At 65.2% G+C, this 16371-nt stretch carries 16 protein-coding genes; 6 read left to right on the top strand and 10 right to left on the bottom strand.

Features of this window, described 5'->3' with window-relative positions:
- Positions 1–122 precede the first annotated feature (122 nt).
- Positions 123–1742 carry a phosphoenolpyruvate carboxykinase gene (locus LCL94_RS03340; RefSeq protein WP_224830981.1) on the top strand — a complete coding sequence of 540 codons (1620 nt, stop codon included), beginning with the start codon at positions 123–125 and terminating at the stop codon, positions 1740–1742.
- Between the two features lie 70 nt (positions 1743–1812).
- On the opposite strand, the gene LCL94_RS03335 is transcribed toward LCL94_RS03340, so the two are convergent.
- Positions 1813–3669 (bottom strand): DUF885 domain-containing protein, encoded by a 1857-nt coding sequence (locus LCL94_RS03335; RefSeq protein WP_224830980.1) that lies wholly within the window; start codon positions 3667–3669, stop codon positions 1813–1815.
- An 82-nt stretch (positions 3670–3751) separates the two neighbouring features.
- Here LCL94_RS03335 and LCL94_RS03330 point away from each other — a divergent pair, with 82 nt between their 5' ends.
- Positions 3752–3961, top strand: coding sequence for a hypothetical protein (locus LCL94_RS03330; protein ID WP_222553931.1), 210 nt, complete (start codon positions 3752–3754; stop codon positions 3959–3961).
- A 21-nt stretch (positions 3962–3982) separates the two neighbouring features.
- On the opposite strand, the gene LCL94_RS03325 is transcribed toward LCL94_RS03330, so the two are convergent.
- Entirely contained in the window at positions 3983–4651 is a 669-nt protein-coding gene (locus LCL94_RS03325; protein ID WP_224830979.1) for an energy transducer TonB, read from the bottom strand.
- 154 nt (positions 4652–4805) lie between these two features.
- The gene (locus tag LCL94_RS03320) at positions 4806–5462 is read right to left on the bottom strand and encodes an alpha/beta hydrolase (RefSeq protein WP_160607825.1); all 657 of its coding nucleotides are present in this window, start codon (positions 5460–5462) and stop codon (positions 4806–4808) included.
- 116 nt (positions 5463–5578) lie between these two features.
- On the opposite strand from LCL94_RS03320, the gene LCL94_RS03315 reads away from it, so the two are divergent.
- From LCL94_RS03315 to LCL94_RS03305, 3 genes are read left to right on the top strand one after another with little or no spacing between them, the layout of a single operon-like run.
- Positions 5579–6637, top strand: coding sequence for a cysteine desulfurase family protein (locus LCL94_RS03315; protein WP_224832650.1), 1059 nt, complete (start codon positions 5579–5581; stop codon positions 6635–6637).
- On the top strand, positions 6634–7710 hold the full coding sequence (locus LCL94_RS03310) for a cysteine desulfurase family protein (RefSeq protein WP_224830978.1): 1077 nt from the start codon (positions 6634–6636) through the stop codon (positions 7708–7710). Before LCL94_RS03315 ends, LCL94_RS03310 begins: the two co-directional genes overlap by 4 nt.
- Positions 7707–8033: a 2Fe-2S iron-sulfur cluster-binding protein gene (locus LCL94_RS03305; protein WP_224830977.1), complete on the top strand. Its 327-nt coding sequence runs from the start codon at positions 7707–7709 to the stop codon at positions 8031–8033. Before LCL94_RS03310 ends, LCL94_RS03305 begins: the two co-directional genes overlap by 4 nt.
- Before the next feature lie 4 nt (positions 8034–8037).
- Here LCL94_RS03305 and LCL94_RS03300 read toward each other — a convergent pair whose 3' ends face one another.
- Complete coding sequence (locus LCL94_RS03300; RefSeq protein WP_224830976.1) at positions 8038–9390, bottom strand: DUF418 domain-containing protein; 1353 nt, start codon at positions 9388–9390, stop codon at positions 8038–8040.
- Positions 9391–9606: 216 nt separating this feature from the next.
- Positions 9607–10173, bottom strand: coding sequence for a type 1 glutamine amidotransferase domain-containing protein (locus tag LCL94_RS03295; RefSeq protein WP_224830975.1), 567 nt, complete (start codon positions 10171–10173; stop codon positions 9607–9609).
- 99 nt (positions 10174–10272) lie between these two features.
- Between LCL94_RS03295 and parC the strand changes: the two genes are divergently transcribed.
- A complete protein-coding gene (gene parC / locus LCL94_RS03290) occupies positions 10273–12570 on the top strand; it encodes a DNA topoisomerase IV subunit A (protein WP_224830974.1) in 2298 nt (765 codons plus the stop codon).
- A gap of 76 nt (positions 12571–12646) precedes the next feature.
- Here the strand turns inward: parC and LCL94_RS03285 are convergent, their stop codons facing one another.
- The 5 genes from LCL94_RS03285 to LCL94_RS03265 form a co-directional block, all read right to left on the bottom strand.
- On the bottom strand, positions 12647–13177 hold the full coding sequence (locus tag LCL94_RS03285; protein ID WP_224830973.1) for a hypothetical protein: 531 nt from the start codon (positions 13175–13177) through the stop codon (positions 12647–12649).
- A gap of 280 nt (positions 13178–13457) precedes the next feature.
- The gene (locus LCL94_RS03280) at positions 13458–14639 is read right to left on the bottom strand and encodes a CCA tRNA nucleotidyltransferase (protein WP_224830972.1); all 1182 of its coding nucleotides are present in this window, start codon (positions 14637–14639) and stop codon (positions 13458–13460) included.
- Between the two features lie 19 nt (positions 14640–14658).
- Entirely contained in the window at positions 14659–15252 is a 594-nt protein-coding gene (locus LCL94_RS03275; protein ID WP_224830971.1) for a CoA pyrophosphatase, read from the bottom strand.
- The gene (locus LCL94_RS03270; RefSeq protein WP_224830970.1) at positions 15249–15797 is read right to left on the bottom strand and encodes a DUF1285 domain-containing protein; all 549 of its coding nucleotides are present in this window, start codon (positions 15795–15797) and stop codon (positions 15249–15251) included. The genes LCL94_RS03275 and LCL94_RS03270 overlap by 4 nt, the downstream gene beginning before the upstream one ends.
- A 38-nt stretch (positions 15798–15835) precedes the next feature.
- Entirely contained in the window at positions 15836–16369 is a 534-nt protein-coding gene (locus LCL94_RS03265; protein WP_224830969.1) for a GNAT family N-acetyltransferase, read from the bottom strand.
- Positions 16370–16371: the final 2 nt, after the last annotated feature.

Genomic DNA, 16371 nt, shown 5'->3' with positions numbered 1-16371 from the left:
GACAACGCAGGCTCTGCCCGGCCCAAGGGAAAATGGGGGTCGGCGGGTTTGACGTTGCGGAAAGGCGGGACTAAAGGCGGGTCCAAGGGCGGCGCATTCGTATGCGCCAGCGATTCCCGGACATGAAACGCTCACCAGCGCTGGAGATTTCAGTGACCTTTCCGCTTTCCCACTCGCTTGCCGCGCAGGGCATCGAGACTTCTGCCACGATCCATTCGAACCTGACTTCGGAAGAACTCACTGCAGCGGCCCTCGAACGCGGCGAAGGTCGCCGCGCGAAGCATGGCCCGCTGGTGGTGGAAACGGGCAAGCACACCGGCCGCAGCGCGAAAGACAAGTTCATCGTCCGCAATTCCGAAACCGAAAATACGGTCTGGTGGGACAACAATGCCTCGATGCAGCCGGACCATTTCGCCGCTCTCAAGGCGGACTTCATGGCTGCCGTCGCCGACAAGGGCGAGCTGTTCGTGGCCGATTTGTTCGGCGGTTCGCAGCCGGAGTACCGCGTCAACGTGCGCGTCATCAACGAGCTCGCCTGGCACAACCAGTTCATCCGCACCCTGCTGGTGCGTCCGACCGAAGCCGAACTCGACGGGTTCGTGCCGGAATACACGATCATCGACCTGCCCAGCTTCAAGGCCGATCCCGAGCGCCACGGCTGCCGCAGCGAGACGGTGATCGCGGTCAACCTGGAAGAGAAGCTGATCCTCATCGGCGGCACCAAATATGCCGGCGAAATGAAGAAGAGCGTGTTCGGCATCCTCAACTACCTGCTGCCGCCCAAGGGCGTGATGCCGATGCACTGCTCGGCCAACATCGGCCCCGATGGCAAGAGCGCGGTCTTCTTCGGCCTGTCGGGCACCGGCAAGACGACGCTCTCGGCCGACGCCAGCCGCACGCTGATCGGCGATGACGAGCATGGCTGGTCGGACACGGCGGTCTTCAACTTCGAAGGCGGCTGCTATGCCAAGATGATCCGCCTCAACCCCGAGGCCGAGCCCGAAATCTACGCCACCACCCGCATGGAGGGCACGGTCCTCGAAAACGTGGTGATGGACGAGAACGGCGAGATCGACCTCGACGACAACAGCCTCGCGGAAAACACCCGCGGCGCCTATCCGCTGTCCTCGATCCCGAACACCTCGGCAGAAAACATGGGCCCGCCGCCGTCCAATGTCATCATGCTGACCGCCGATGCTTTCGGCGTACTACCCCCGATCGCGCGCCTCACGCCGGACCAGGCGATGTACCACTTCCTGTCGGGCTACACTGCCAAGGTCGCAGGCACCGAAATCGGCGTGACCGAGCCGGAAGCCACTTTCTCGACCTGTTTCGGCGCGCCCTTCATGCCGCGTCACCCCTCGGTCTACGGCAATCTGCTCAAGAAGCGCATCGCCGAAGGCGGCGCGCAGTGCTGGCTGGTCAATACCGGCTGGACCGGCGGCAAGTACGGCACCGGCCACCGCATGCCGATCAAGGCTACCCGTGCGCTGCTCAATGCCGCGCTCGACGGTTCGCTGAACGAGGTGGAATTCCGCAAGGACCCGAACTTCGGCTTCGAAGTGCCGATCGCGGTTCCGGGCGTCGACAGCCAGATCCTCGACCCGCGTTCGACCTGGGCGGACAAGGACGAATACGACCGCACCGCCCACAAGCTGGTGCAGCTCTTCGTCGACAATTTCGAGCCCTTCGCAGCCCATGTCGACCAGGGCGTGCGCGACGCGGCACCTGCGGCCGCCTGACCGCTACATAGAGTTTGGAGAGGAGAGCCCCCGGCGGCGAGCAATCGCGGACCGGGGGTTTTTCATATCCCTATCGTGCCGATGCCGCCGCAATATAGCGGCCGACATTCTTCTCCATCACGTCCATCGGCGCATTGCCGCCCAGGACCACAGCGTCGTTGAAGGCCTTGAGGTCGTAGGCGCTGCCCAGTTCCGCCTGTGCCCGCGCGCGCTGGGCGACGATGCGGCTGTGACCCAGCTTGTAGCCCGTCGCCTGGCCCGGCCAGCTGCAATAGCGATCGACCTCGCTCTGGACCTCGTCGGGCTTGGAGCCGTTGCGTTCGACGAAGAAGCGGTTGGCCTGTTCGCGGCTCCACCCCTTGGCGTGGAGGCCGGTGTCGACGACCATGCGGCAGGCACGGAATGCGAGTGACTGGAGGTAGCCGAGTTTGCCGACCTCGAAGCCTTCGTAAGCGCCCAGCTCGTCCGCCAGCTGTTCGCCATAAAGCGCCCAGCCCTCGCTGAACGGGTTGAAGGCGAGGATCGAGCGGATCAGCGGCAAGCGATTGGAATATTCACCCTCCCACACGTGGCCCGGGATCGTCTCGTGATAGGTGAGATCGGCAAGGTCGTACTTGCGGTGCAAATCGGTCGACCTCAGGTTGATCCAGAAGCGGCCCGGGATCTTGCCGTCCTTGCTACCCGCTCCGCCATAGGCGCCGGGCGCGCCGACTTCCTCGGCCGGCGGGATGCGCACGACCTCAAGGTTCGGATCGACCAGCGTGTTGAAGGCGCGCGGCATCTGCGCCTTGATCCAGTCGATCCGCTCGGCGATGAATTCCATGATCTGCACGCGGCCGGCATCGCCATCGGCAAACTTGTAGCGCGGGTCTTCGGACAGGGCGGTCATGCGCGCGCCGACGCTGCCCTCGGTATAGCCGATCTTGCGCAGGATCGGGTCCATGCGGGCGTGCAGGGCCTCGAGTTCTTCGAGGCCCTGACGGTGCACCTCGTCGGGGTCGAGCCGTGTGGTCGTGCTCGACCGCAGCGCCCAGGCGTAGAATTCCTCGCCGCGCGGCCGTGCCGAGATGCCGGGCGCAGAGGTAGCGACGCGGCGTTCGGCTTTCAGCTCTTCCAGCTGGCGCGACAGGGCTTCGGCAATCGGGCCCGTCTCCAGGGTCAGCGCGCGGTTCGCGTGGCTTTCGGGCATGCCCTTGGCATTCAGCTTGGCGCGCAGATCGTCGGCGAACAGCTCACCCTTGCCGGCGCTGGCCAAGGTCTGCTCCATCTGGCGGATTGCCTTGTCGAGCAGGAAGTCGGGCGGCACCACGCCCATTGCGCGCGCGCTCTGGATGCGGGCGAGTTCCCCATCGAGCGAGGCCGGAAAAGCTTCGAGCCGTTCGATATAGGCATCCGCATCATCGCCATTTTCAACCTGGTGGGTCGATTGCATGAAGCGCGGCATGGCGAGATATTCGCCCACGTTCTGGATCACCACGTAAGGGGCGGTGCGCCAGCTGCCGACAGGCGTGTCGCCATAGGGCAGGGCAAGGCCGTCGGTCGCCAGCTCATAGGCGCTCTGCACCACATCGAGATTGGTTACCGTCGTGCTGTCGAGCCCGTCGCGGCTGTAGGCGCGCACGCGCTCCAGGTCCTGCTTCAGCGTGGCGGCAAGCGCCTGCTGGCCGCCGGGGGACTGGTCCTCGATCTTGCCGCGCAGATGCGCATAGCGGCCGGTGTCGACGCCAAGTCCCGTGGCGCGTTCGGGCTCGTGTTCGAGGAGGTTGTAGGCAACGACTTCTAGCAGGCGCTCGGCGCCGATGACGCGGGCCTGCGCGATGCCGTCGGGGCGCGGCGTGAGCGTGCATCCGCCAAGGGTAAGGGCGGTGGTCGCGCCAAGTCCGGCAAGGGCCTGGCGACGGGTGAGTTCGAAGCTGTTCTGGTTCATGCGGCCAGTGTGTGCGGACGCCCTTGCGGCAAGTCAACAAGCCTTCGCTTGCACGGGGGGCGGCACGCGCTAGGAAAGCGAAATGCTCGACACCGTCCTTTCGCTCGTCGTCCTTGCTGCCGCCCTGCTGCTGTTCGGGGCCTACATGCTGTGGAAGCGGACGGGGAACATGAAAAATGCCGCACTCATGGTGGTGCTGGCGGTTATTGCGGTGGTCAATGTGATGATCTGGACCGTGCCTACCGCCGACGGCGAAGCCCCGCTCGACAAGGTCGAACGGGGCACGCGCTGACGCTGCTTTCCTGCAGGAGGATCAGTCCGGCAGCTGCCAGAGCACCGAGCCGGTATAGCTACCTGCCACCGGCTCGCCCGAGCGACCCCGGGCCGGTTCGAACTTCGCACGCTTCTGGACCAGCACGCAGGTCGCATCGTCCAGTTCGGAATGCCCAGTAGAACGGGTGACCTGGCAGCCGGTGACCTTGCCGGTCGCGGCGATGTCGAGCTTGAAGGTTGCCGTCCCGGTCAGGTCGCGGCGCGCCCAGCTGGGCTTGTAGTCGCGGTCGCTGAGCCATGCGCCCGGATCGTTGCGCGGTTTCGCGCCTACCGGATCGAAGCCGGTCGGGACGGGTGCCGGCGGGGCAAGCTTCGTCGGGCCCGGTTGCGGGATCGGGACCGGCGGAAGGATCTGGTCCGTCGTCGGGAAGAGCGGTTTTGAATCGCTCAGGCTGATATCGGGCTTGGGCACGGTCAGCGGTGGCGAGGACGTGACCTCGGGCGTGGTGCGAGTGTCCGGTTCCGGCGGCGGCGGTGCCGGGGGCGGCGGGTCTGCCTTGACCGTAATGGCGGTCAGCATTTCTTCCTTGTCGATAATCCCTGCCGTTACGGTCAGTCCCGTGATGACAGCGAAGCCGATTGCGGCCTGGACGCCGATTGCGGCGGCCATGCCTGCGGGCGATGCCTTGCGATTGTCTGCGTAAGCCATAGGCCTTTCCTCTCCATTGCGACTCTATAGGGCAATGTTACAACATAACATAAAAATTGCAAGCGTGCATGGTCGAGGGCGCGGAATCGCGCGTCGCAACGAGGATTTGGAAGACAATCCTGAGCGCACTTGGGTCGCGCCCGGGCGGGTCAGGTCACTTGATCGGGCAGGCCGGATCGAGGCGGAAGTCGAGATAATTGTCGACCGACTTCATCAGCTCTTCCTGCTCGTTCTCGAAGAAGTGGTTGGCGCGCGGGATTTCCTCATGGTGCACGGTGATGTGCTTCTGCGTGCGCAGCTTTTCCACCAGCTTGGTCACCGCACCCGGCTGGACGACCGTGTCCTGCGCACCGTGGATGAAGATGCCGCTGGCCGGGCAGGGGGCGAGGAAGGAGAAATCGTACATGCTCGCCGGTGCTCCGATGCTGATCCAGCCGCGGATTTCCGGGCGGCGCATGAGCAGCTGCATGCCGATGAGCGAACCGAAGCTGACGCCGGCGATCCAGGTCACCTGCGCTTCGGGGTGGATCTGCTGCACCCAGTCAAGCGCTGCAGCGGCATCGGACAGTTCGCCTATACCGTTGTCGAAGCTGCCCTGGCTGCGGCCGACGCCGCGGAAATTGAAGCGCAGCGTGGCGAAGCCGCGGTTGACGAAGGTCTTGTAGAGACGCTGCGTGATCTGCTCGTTCATCGTGCCGCCGCCCTGCGGGTGCGGGTGCAGGATCATCGCCACGGGCGCGCGCGGACGCGGTGCGGGAGAGAAACGGCCTTCGAGGCGGCCTTCGGGGCCGGGAAAGATCACGGTCGGCATGGGGAGGTTTACCCTGTCGGAAATTTTCGGGTCGCGAGGCCTTTTGGGGGCTTGCGCGAGGTTGCGCGCTATATAGGGTTTCGCGTCCAAATCGCAATAATTTCGAGCATCCTCCCATTCCGGAACGCATCTACCTCGATCATGCCGCCACCACGCCCCTGCGCCCCGAAGCGCGGGCGGCGCTGGAAGAAGGCTTTGCGCTCTGGGCCAATCCCAGCAGCCCGCATGCCGAGGGGCGCAAGGCGAGGGCGGCGCTGGAGGATGCGCGCGAGCGGGTGAAACGCGCGCTCGACTGGGAGGGCGAGGTGATCTTCACCTCCGGTGCGAGCGAGGCGGCGGCGCTGGCATTGGGCCATGCCAAGGCGGGCGCGAGACTGGTGTCGGCAGTCGAGCATGACGCCATCCTCAAAGCGGCGTCCGATGCGGAGCGCTTGCCCGTGAAGGCAAACGGTGCGCTCGATCTCGAGATTCTGGCCGAGGCGGTCCAGCGCGAATACCCGCTGGTGGCAGTGCAGCAGGTCAATTCCGAAACGGGCAACCGGCAGGACCTCGCCGCTATCGCCGGTATCGTCCACGAGGCAGGCGGATTGCTGCTGGCGGACTGCGCTCAGAGTGCGGGCAAGATGCCGTTGCCGCCCTGCGACATGGCAATCATCTCCGCTCACAAGTTCGGCGGCCCTATCGGGGTCGGCGCGCTGCTGGTGAAGGATTTCGCCATGCTCGAACCTGCAGGCGGGCAGGAGCGCGGCTATCGTCGCGGCACCGAGAACCTGCCTGGCGCGCTGGGCATGGCGACGGCGCTGGAGGCATGTGGCGACCCGTACCTCGATCCCGCGATCTTCGAGCCACTCGACCAGCTTGCACAGGAATGCCGCGAACTCGGCGGGACATGGTTGTCGGACCGGCTCTCCGGCCCCACGGCCTACATCCGCGCTATCGCCATGCCGAAGATGAGCGGCAGCGCGCAGGTCATGCGGTTCGACATGGCGGGCCTCTCGGTCTCGCAAGGCAGCGCCTGTTCGAGCGGAACTATGAAGACTAGCCACGTCCTGCAGGCGATGCAGGTCGAACCCGAGGTCGCCGACCGCACCATCCGCGCCAGCTTCGGCTGGAACACGACAGCAGAGGAAGTGGAACGCTTCTGCGAGGTATGGCTTGAGTTGGCGAAGGCATGATCTACCTCGACTACCAGGCTACGACCCCGCTTGCCCCCGAAGCGCGCGATGCCATGTTGCGCTGGCTCGACGGGCCGGGCGGCACCGGCTTCGGCAATCCGCATTCCCCGCACCGCATGGGACGGCAGGCGAAAGCCGCCATCGAACTGGCGCGCGAGCAGGTCGCCGCGCTGTTTCCGGCAGGCGGCAAGGTCGTCTTCACTTCCGGCGCGACGGAAGCGATCAACCTCGCCATCCGGGGCAGCGGAAAGGGCGGCACGGTCTCGGTATCCGCCATCGAACACGCGGCCGTCCTCGATACCGCGCAGGACGCGGGCAAGCGCCATGTCCTCAACGTGGCCGCCGACGGCCAGTGCAATACGAAGCAGGACCTGCCCGCCGATACGCGGCTCGTCTGCGTCATGCAGGTCAATAACGAGATCGGCACGATCCAGCCCACGCTCGAATGGCACCGCAAGGCGAAAGAGAACAAAGCGCTCTATCTTTGCGACGCAGTGCAAGCCTACGGCAAGATCGAGGTGACCGGTGCGGACATGATCGCGATCAGCGCGCACAAGTTCCACGGCCCTAAGGGTGTCGGCGCCTTGTGGGTGCGCGAGGGGCTCGATCTCGACGAGGTGCAAACCGGCGGCGGGCAGGAATTCGGCATCCGGTCGGGCACGCTCAGCCCCGCGCTGATCGCGGGCATGGGCGCGGCGGCGGCGGAAGCGAAGGACCGACTCGAACAGGATCGCGATCACGTCGAAAAGCTCTGGAAGCGGGCGCTCGAACTGTTCGACGGTTGGGAGCTCAACGGCAGCGCGGAGGCGCGCTGGCACGGCAATCTGAATATCCGCCGTGACGGGCTCGACGTGAACCGCCTGATGAGCGACTGCCGCGAGGTCATGTTCTCGGCCGGAAGCGCATGCGCCAGCGGATCGGGTCGCACGAGCCATGTGCTCGAGGCGATCGGCCTGTCGAAAGCGCAGGCGAAAAGCTCCATCCGGCTTGGTTTCGGCCGCTACACGACGATGGACGAAATCGAGGAGGCCGCGAAAGCGATCAATTCGGCGGCACGGGAGCAGGAATTGTGAAGGTTCGTTTCACCACCTCCGATGGCAGTCACCTGGATGCCGAGGCAGAGCCGGGCGACAATCTCCTTCGCGTGGCTCAAGCGGCCGGGATGCCGCTGGAAGGGACTTGCGAAGGGCAGATGGCCTGTTCGACCTGCCACGTGGTCGTCGATTCCGAATGGTTCGATCGCTTGCCCGAAGCGAGCGAGGAGGAAGAGGACATGCTCGACCTCGCCGCCGGCGTGCGGCGCACCAGTCGCCTGTCCTGCCAGATCGTGCTCACCGCGGAGATGGATGGCCTGAGCGTCATCATCCCCGCAGAGAGCCACGACATGAGCCGATGACCGGTCAGGTCGCCCCGAGCATCTGTCCGGGTACAGGACCGCTCCCGCCTTTTTGCATCGGTTGTGGCTTCCAGTAGGTCAGAGAGCGCCAGACCCATTCCAGCGGGCCGAACCGGAAACTGCGCAACCAGATCACGCTGAACACCATCTCTACTGCCGCGATTGTCGCGACGACCAGGTAGAGCTGGTAGCGTTCGAGTTCGCCATAGAGGCCGAATCCGAAGCCGTAGAACAGCAGCGTGCAGATCAGCGTCTGGCCGATATAGTTGGTCAGTGCCATCTGGCCCGCCGCGGCAAGGCCCTGCTGCAGCCAGCGCATCAGCCCCAGCTTCACCACCGTTAGGATCAGGCCGAGGTGCCCGGCCACCATCGCCAGCCTGCTGAACTGGTAGGTCCTGCCCGCTTCCGCCCCTGCCACCGGACCGAAATCGCCTGCCGCCAGCAGGCCGTATTCGTACAGGCCAAGCGGAATGCCAATGGCGTAGCCTGCGATGGCCATCCCGGCGTAGAACCCCGTGCCGCGACCCGCGGTGAGCACGTCCCATTTGAGTAGCGCCATGCCGATCAGCATGAAGGGCATCATGTCGAACAACAGCCAGAAAGGCAGTTCCTTCCACTGGAAGTCGACGTTGAACTCCCACATCCCCGTGACCGCACTCCAGTAGGAGCCTTCGTGCCAGCCATTGAACATGGCGTTGGTTTCCTCGGTCGGGATCACGTGCGAACGTTCTTCGGCCCACTTGTCGAGCACCGCCTGCTGCTCGGGAGCGATGCTTTGCCCGGAGGCGACCTGTGTCTCGGTCGCCTCGACCTCGGCGGACAGGTCGACGATCTCGTGGTAATCCTGGTTCAGCATGAAGGCGGCCACCAGCAGGGCGGCGATGCCGAGCGCGAATTGCCGGCCCGGCGCGATCTTGCGGAATGCGAAGAGGACGAGGCCGCATAGCGAATAGGCGAACAGGATTTCGCCGGTCCACAGCAGCAGCGACCAGTGGATGAAGCCGAAGATCATCAGCCACGTCATCCGGCGGAAGTGGATTTCCGCCGTAGTCAGGCCAGCGCCGGCATTCTCCATGCGTTCGGTCATCAGGAAGATGCCGGCCCCGAACAGCATCGAGAACAGGCCACGCATTGTGCCCTCGAAGCCGACGTTCATGATCTTGAAGAGCAGCAGATTGATGCCGTCGGCACCGCCTGCGGCATTCGGGTTTCCGTAGGCCTGCCAGACGAGGCCGAAGGCGGAGATGTTCATCAACAGAATGCCGAAAACGGCGACTCCGCGCAGGATATCGAGCGAGCCTATGCGGTCGGATTTCCGGACGGGTGCCGCGATCGCGGCGCTTTGCACATCGGTCATGAGGGACTCCCCTGTCCCCGAGGCGGCTGTAACACGCCGCGACCCATATGCATTGCCGCAGGCCCCCTCGGTCCATCCCGCGCAACCCGGCAAGAGTAAACCAGCCGCGGCTGGCTAACAAGTCAATCCATGGGGTTTGGCGCAACCCGTTGCAGCCCAATGAAAAACCCCGCCGCATTGCTGCGGCGGGGCTTTCAGTGAATTGGATTTGCGCTCTTAGGCGGCTTCTAGATCACGCTGCTCGACGCTTTCGCCCAGCATTTGGATCAGCGCCTTGCTGAAGGCCGGAATGTCCTCCGGCTTGCGGCTGGTGATGAGGTTGCCGTCAATCGCTACCTCCTTGTCGACCACATTGGCACCGGCGTTCTTCAGGTCGGTACGGATCGACGGCCATGCCGTGACGGTCTTGCCCTTGATGAGGTCCGCTTCCGCGAGCAGCCACGGCGCGTGGCAGATCGCGGCGATCGGCTTTTTGGTGCTGGCGAACATCTTCACGATGTCGATTGCCTTGTCGTTCATGCGCAGGATGTCCGGGTTCATCTGGCCGCCGGGCAGCAGCAGCGCGTCATAGCCTTCGCAGCTCTCGATCTCGTCGACCGTCTTGTCGATGCGCACGCTCTCACCCCAGTCCTTGTTGTCCCAGCCCTTGATCTCACCTTTTTCGAGGCTGACGACGGTGGTCTCGAAACCGGCGCCTTCGAGGTTGGCCTTGGGCTTCATCAGTTCGGACTGTTCGAAGCCGTCGGTGGCGAGAATCATGATGCGTTTGGTGGCCTGTGCCATGAGGGTAACTCCTTGAATTGCTGTTACCCGTCGAACGTGTGGGGACAGCGCACCGTTCCGTGCTGACAGGCGAGCCGTGGCTCTGGTAGGGCGAATGCCATGGCCATTACCGAGATGGACGATTCAGGCGCCGATCCCTTCGACGCCATCGTCGACGCACCTTTCGATTCCGCGCTATCAGAGCGCTACCTCGTCTATGCGCTGAGCACGATTACCGCGCGCTCGCTGCCCGATCTGCGTGACGGGTTGAAGCCGGTCCACCGCCGCCTGCTGTGGGCCATGCGCCAGCTGAAGCTCGACCCTTCGAGCGCCTTCAAGAAATCGGCCCGCGTGGTCGGCGACGTTATCGGTAAGTACCACCCGCATGGCGATGCCTCGGTCTATGATGCGATGGTCCGCCTCGCGCAGGATTTCGCGCTGCGCTACCCGCTGGTCGAGGGGCAGGGGAACTTCGGCAATATCGACGGCGATAACGCTGCGGCCTACCGCTACACCGAAGCCCGCCTGACCAAGACCGCGCTGCGCCTCATGGAAGGCCTCGACGAAGGCACGGTCGATTTCATCCCGACCTATAATGGCGAGGAGCAGGAGCCGGAAATCTTCCCCGGCCTGTTCCCCAATTTGCTGGCCAACGGGGCAAGCGGCATCGCGGTCGGCATGGCGACCAATATCCCGAGCCATAACGTCGCCGAAATCGTCGATGCGACGCTCGAGGTAATCGACAATCCGCATGTCGAACATTCGCGGCTGATGGAGCTGTTCAAGGGGCCGGACTTCGCCACGGGCGGTGTCGTCCCCGAAAGCGCGGAGACGATTGCCGCTGCCTACGAGACCGGGCGTGGCTCGCTGCGCGTGCGCGGCCGCTTCCATGCCGCCGAAGCCGACAAGGCCGAGGACCGCGAGGCAGGTATCGAGCGGCTGGGCGGCGGCCAGTGGCAGCTCGTCATCTCCGAAATTCCCTACCAGGTGCAGAAGGGCAAGCTGATCGAGCAGATCGCCCAGGCGATCGCCGACAAGAAGCTGCCCATCCTGGAGGACGTGCGCGACGAGAGCGACGAGCAGGTCCGCATCGTCCTCGTCCCGCGCAGCCGCAATGTCGATCCGGAGCTGCTGAAGGAGAGCATCTACAAGCTCACCGACATGGAGACGCGCTTCGGCCTCAACCTCAACGTGCTCGATGCGACGCGCACGCCGATGGTCATGGGGCTGAAGGAACTGCTCAACAACTGGATTGCCAGCCAGATCGACATCCTCCAGCGCCGCAGCCAGCACCGGCTCGACCAGATCGCGCGGCGGCTGGAACTGGTCGAAGGCTATATCATCGCCTTCCTCAACCTCGACCGCGTGATCGAGATCATCCGCTACGAGGACGATCCCAAGGCGGTGATGATGGAGGAGTTCAAGCTCACCGACCGGCAGGCCGAAGCCATCCTCAACATGCGGCTGCGGTCTTTGCGCAAGCTGGAGGAAATGCAGCTGCGGCAGGAAAAGGACGACCTTCTGAAAGAACAGGACGAGCTGGAAAAGCTGCTCGGCAGCCCGGCTCGCCAGCGCACCCGCCTCAAGCGCGACCTCAATGCCCTGCGCAAGGAATATGGCGAAGACACCGCGCTGGGTCGCCGCCGGACCACGATCGAGGAAGCCGCGCCGGCTGTCGAATTCAGCATGGACGCGATGATCGAGAAGGAGCCGGTGACGGTCATCCTCTCGCAGAAGGGCTGGATCCGCGGGGCCAAGGGTCACCTGCCGCTGGACCAGGAGTTCAAGTACAAGGAAGGCGATGCGCCTGCCTTCGTGCTGCACGCACAGACCACCGACAAGCTGCTGCTGGTCGGCGACGATGGCCGCGTCTTCACGCTGGGGGCGGACAAGCTGCCGGGCGCGCGCGGCTTCGGCGAACCGGTGCGCAACACGCTCGACATCGAGGCGAGCGCGCAGATCGTCTCGGTCATCGTCCACCGCGAAGGGCAGGAAGTCCTGCTCGCCGCAAGTACGGGCAAGGGCTTTGCCGCCACCACCGACAGCATGCTCGCCGAAACCCGCAAAGGGCGCCAGGTGGTGAACCTGCCGGGCGATGCGAAGCTCAAGGTCGCACGGCCCATTCCAGCAGGCCACGATCATGTCGCCGTGGTGGGCGACAATCGCAAGCTGGTGGTCTTCCACCTCGAGGAACTGCCGCGCCTAGCCAAGGGGCAGGGCAACAAGCTGCAGGGCTACCGCGACGGCGGCCTAAGCGACGCGACCACCTTCACGCTGGCGGAAGGGCTGAGCTGGGCGATGGGCGGCAAGGGCGACCGGACGCGCACCGAAACCGACATGTGGCAGTGGAAGGTCGCGCGTGGCGGGGCCGGGCGCCTGCCGCCGCAGGGCTTCCCGCGCGACAACCGCTTCACCTGAAACAAATAGAGGCCGGGAACGCGGATGCGCTCCCGGCCTCATGCGACCCTGAAGAACTCAGGGAACCGGTGTCGGCTTATTCGCCTGCGCTACCGGCAGCCGAAGCGGCCTGTGCCATCGCGGCATCGATCTGCGCGTTGGTCAGGCGGGCCATCAGGCCGTGGTCGGTGGCGTCGAAGTGTTCGCGCAGCAGCGTGACCTTGTTGGTTTCGTCGCCGCCGCGAGCGAGGACGATGTTGTCGCCTTCGATTTCGAGCACGGTGCCGAGCGGTGCGTGCTTGGCGTCCATGGCTTCGGCACCGACGATGAGAGCGGCGTCACGCTTGGCAGCGGCTTCGGCGAGCTGCGCGTCGATCATGCCGTCGAGCTGGAGCTTGGTGACAGTGATGGTCGGGCCGGTTTCGCCCTGGCCGTACATTTCCACGCCGAGGGGAACCTTGTGCTTGCCGGTGTCGAGCACGGCCTGGCCGTTTTCGACCGAGACGATGGTGCCGACGGCATTGCCTTCGGGACCGGTAACGGTGGCGCCCGCAACGACCTGTTCGTTGGCAAGGGCAGGGGTGGCGGCAAGGACGGCAGCAGCGGCAGCCAGCTTGACGAATTTCATGAATGTACTCCTAGACTTGTTCGACTTATGCGATCCCGAAGCGCGCCGCAGCACGCTATGGACCGCTGAATGATGTGAGCGACAGCAGACCCGCGGGGCCCGGCAAGAAAGCCGCATGCCCCCCTCCGGAAGCTGGCGCTCTATGACAAATGGGTTGCCGTGGTGCAACCTCGCGGCCCCAAAAATGCTGCAATGCAGCTTAAGCATGGCTGAAGATGGGGGTGAGCCGTGGTTCAGGCGGGATGGGCCGTTCCGCATGCGTGTTGCATTGCCGCGATAATCAGTGGCCCGACGCGGCGATCTCTTCCTCGAGCAGTTCCTCCACGCGCGCGCGCGAGGGGAATTCTTCCGCAACCCAGCGCGTCTCGACCGCGCGCAGGATGCGGGCCACATCGGGCCCGGCGCCAATGCCGCGCTGGACGATCTCGCCACCTTTGAGGGGAAGCTGGGGGACGTCCCAGCCATCCAGTTCGCCGGTCGATCCACCGGCGATAAGCAATCTGTCGCGCGCCCCTTCCACGCCCTCGGCATAGGCAAGCGCGCGCGGTGCGCTGGCGTCGGTTTCTTTGCGTTCCGCCGCACAGACGAGGCGAGCGCGCTGGGCACGCGAGAGGCGCAGGCGGGCCGATACGGCCTCGGCAACCGAAGGGATGGGGGGCAGCAGGGCGGCAAGGCGGCGGACGGGATCGCCCGGCGTGCCGGTTGTAGCCTCGTGTGCAACGAGAGCGGCGAAGACCGCCTGCTCGCGTTCCCGCGCTTCGGGCAAGATCACGGCCAGCACCCCCAGCTCCGCCATCAGGGCGACTGCGCCGCGCGGGTCGGGCAGGGAGAGGATACCCAGCAGTTCCATCGCCACGCGTTCGCGGCTCAGGCCCTTCAGCGTGTGCGCCAGTTCCTGGCAGGCCGCGACAGCCTCGCCGTTCGGCTCGTCTCCAAAGCGCGCTTGGAAGCGGAAGTACCTGAGGATACGCAGGTGATCCTCGCGGATGCGTTCGTGCGGGTCGCCGATGAAGCGGACGTGGCGCGCATCGAGATCGGCAAGTCCGCCGAAATAATCGCTGATCTCCAGCGTTTCGGGATGTGCATAGAGCGCGTTGATGGTGAAATCGCGCCGCGCCGCGTCTTCCTGCCACTCGGTCGCGAAGGCTACGGTAGCCCGGCGGCCATCGGTCGACACGTCGTAGCGCAAGGTTGTGATTTCGACCGGCCCGCCCTTGAGGATCGCCGTAACCGTGCCGTGATCGATGCCCGTGGGCACCGTGCGGATGCCAGCTTCCTTGCACAGGTCGATCACCGCGTGCGGCAGCAGCGGCGTTGCAAGGTCGATGTCGTGGATGTCCTTGCCCAGCAGCGTGTCGCGCACCGCTCCGCCGACATAGCGTGCGTTGTCGGGCCCCAGCGCGGCCACGAGGGCGGCAAGGTCCTTGCGCTTGGTCCAGTCGGCTTGCGGCAGGCGGTTCATGCGCGTGCCTTTAGAGCGGTCAGTCCGTCCACGCCAGCCGCCGCGAAAGGTTGATGCAGATCGCCGCGGTCACGCCCCAGATGCGGTAGCCCTCGTGATCGAGCTCGTAATAACGCCGCATCGCGCCCTTCCAGAACACCTCGTTCTCGCGCCAGCTTTCGGGCTGCATCAGCAGCGAGAGCGGCGCCTCGAACCAGCTTTCCACCTCGCGCGGGTCGGGGCGGATGGGCAGGTCGGGCGGCACGGTGGCAAGCACCGGCGTAATGTCGAAGCCCGTGCCGGTCTGGTAGCGGTCGGTCGTCCCGATGATACGGACGTGGTCGCGCTCGATACCGAGTTCTTCCCACGCTTCGCGCAGCGCCGCATCCACCGCGTCCTCGCCTTGGTCGAGCTTGCCCCCGGGGAATGCGACCTGCCCGGGGTGGTCGCGCATAGTGCGCGGGCGCTGGGTAAGGAGGACAGTCGGGTCTTTCCGCTCGGTCACGGCGATCAACACTGCCGCATCGGCCGTGCGCTCGAGGTCGGCGAACCGCGCATCGGTCAGCAGGTCGGGCGAGGGCGCTGCGTGCCCCCGCTCGAACAAATGTGTCAGGCGGTCGAACATTACGCTCATGCAGGCACCAGCGAGAAAGCCTCGCCCCCACTCGACACGGTCCAGTCCTCGCCATGCTCCAGCGCGATGCGCGCAAGCTGTTCGTAGGTCGACCGGTTGAGCCGCGCCTCGCATCCGCGCCGGACATGGAGGTAGAGCGAAGGCGCTTCGGGATCGCCCGCGGCGCGGATAGCATTGTCGGGCCCAGCCACGACGAGTTCGTCGGTGTTGATGCGAAAGGCGAGATTGCCCTCGGTCTCGGACACGTCGGTGGCGATGAAGCAGGCATCTTCCACTTCGATCGCCAGCTTCTGGAAGGGCGTTACCAGCCAGTAGCTGCCGTCGTCCTCGCGGCGTAGCAGGCCCGCGAAGGCGCGCACCATGGCGGGGCGAGAGATCGGGCTTCCCTCATGAAGCCAGGTTCCGTCGGCGAGGATGCGCATGTGGCTCTCGCCCGCCTGTTCGGGCGTCCATTGTTCGACCGGAGGCAGCTTGCGCGCCGCGACCTGCTCGACAATCTGGGCGAGCGAGAGACCGGCAAGTTCGGGGGGCGGAGTATAGACCATCGCCGCCTTACTTGGGGCGATGCGGCCTGCTGCGCAACCTATCCGGCGAGCTGGCCGGGCCAGGGGCCGAGCATGCCTTCGCGCGGCAGCACTGCCGGATTGCTCGTGCGGGCCAGCAGGCGGTGCTGTTCATAGGGGCCGGGGCAGTGCCAGCCGCCCGTATGCTGGGCGGTGAAATCCCAGCGGTCGTAATAGTCTGGATCGCCGATCATCACCTGCGGCAGCGGAGCGGCGCCAGTTTCGAAACCGCTTTCCACCGCGCCGAGGCTGGCGGCCATCAGTGCCTTGCCGAACCCTTCGCCCTGCCGCCCCGGCATGACTGCGACGGGGCCGACCATGATCATCGGGTGGGGTCGACCTTCCGGGTCGGTCAGCGCCACCGGCCACAGCTGGATCGTGCCGGCGAGATAGTCGTCTTCGTCCAGCGCGGCGAAGCTGAGCGCGTCGAGTGCTTCCATGCCCTCGCGGATGCGGTAGGCGGTGCGGGCGTGACGCTGCTCGCCGAAGGCTGCGTCGAGCAACTCTTCGACTAGTGCGGGGTCGATCGCGGATAGGGGGACGATGGTCGCCATGG

The organism is Qipengyuania gaetbuli (assembly GCF_020171365.1).
Classification (GTDB): domain Bacteria; phylum Pseudomonadota; class Alphaproteobacteria; order Sphingomonadales; family Sphingomonadaceae; genus Qipengyuania; species Qipengyuania gaetbuli_B.
The sequence above is the reverse complement of the archived record's forward strand: the minus strand, read 5'-3'. Positions and strand labels throughout refer to the sequence as shown.

Excerpts from the sequence above, each read along its gene's own strand:
- LCL94_RS03340 (WP_224830981.1), top strand. The coding sequence starts at position 123 with ATGAAACGCTCACCAGCGCTGGAGATTTCAGTGACCTTTCCGCTTTCC.
- LCL94_RS03335 (WP_224830980.1), bottom strand. The coding sequence starts at position 3,669 with ATGAACCAGAACAGCTTCGAACTCACCCGTCGCCAGGCCCTTGCCGGA.
- LCL94_RS03330 (WP_222553931.1), top strand. The coding sequence starts at position 3,752 with ATGCTCGACACCGTCCTTTCGCTCGTCGTCCTTGCTGCCGCCCTGCTG.
- LCL94_RS03325 (WP_224830979.1), bottom strand. The coding sequence starts at position 4,651 with ATGGCTTACGCAGACAATCGCAAGGCATCGCCCGCAGGCATGGCCGCC.
- LCL94_RS03320 (WP_160607825.1), bottom strand. The coding sequence starts at position 5,462 with ATGCCGACCGTGATCTTTCCCGGCCCCGAAGGCCGCCTCGAAGGCCGT.
- LCL94_RS03310 (WP_224830978.1), top strand. The coding sequence starts at position 6,634 with ATGATCTACCTCGACTACCAGGCTACGACCCCGCTTGCCCCCGAAGCG.
- LCL94_RS03300 (WP_224830976.1), bottom strand. The coding sequence starts at position 9,390 with ATGACCGATGTGCAAAGCGCCGCGATCGCGGCACCCGTCCGGAAATCC.
- LCL94_RS03295 (WP_224830975.1), bottom strand. The coding sequence starts at position 10,173 with ATGGCACAGGCCACCAAACGCATCATGATTCTCGCCACCGACGGCTTC.
- parC (WP_224830974.1), top strand. The coding sequence starts at position 10,273 with ATGGCCATTACCGAGATGGACGATTCAGGCGCCGATCCCTTCGACGCC.
- LCL94_RS03285 (WP_224830973.1), bottom strand. The coding sequence starts at position 13,177 with ATGAAATTCGTCAAGCTGGCTGCCGCTGCTGCCGTCCTTGCCGCCACC.
- LCL94_RS03280 (WP_224830972.1), bottom strand. The coding sequence starts at position 14,639 with ATGAACCGCCTGCCGCAAGCCGACTGGACCAAGCGCAAGGACCTTGCC.
- LCL94_RS03275 (WP_224830971.1), bottom strand. The coding sequence starts at position 15,252 with ATGAGCGTAATGTTCGACCGCCTGACACATTTGTTCGAGCGGGGGCAC.
- LCL94_RS03270 (WP_224830970.1), bottom strand. The coding sequence starts at position 15,797 with ATGGTCTATACTCCGCCCCCCGAACTTGCCGGTCTCTCGCTCGCCCAG.
- LCL94_RS03265 (WP_224830969.1), bottom strand. The coding sequence starts at position 16,369 with ATGGCGACCATCGTCCCCCTATCCGCGATCGACCCCGCACTAGTCGAA.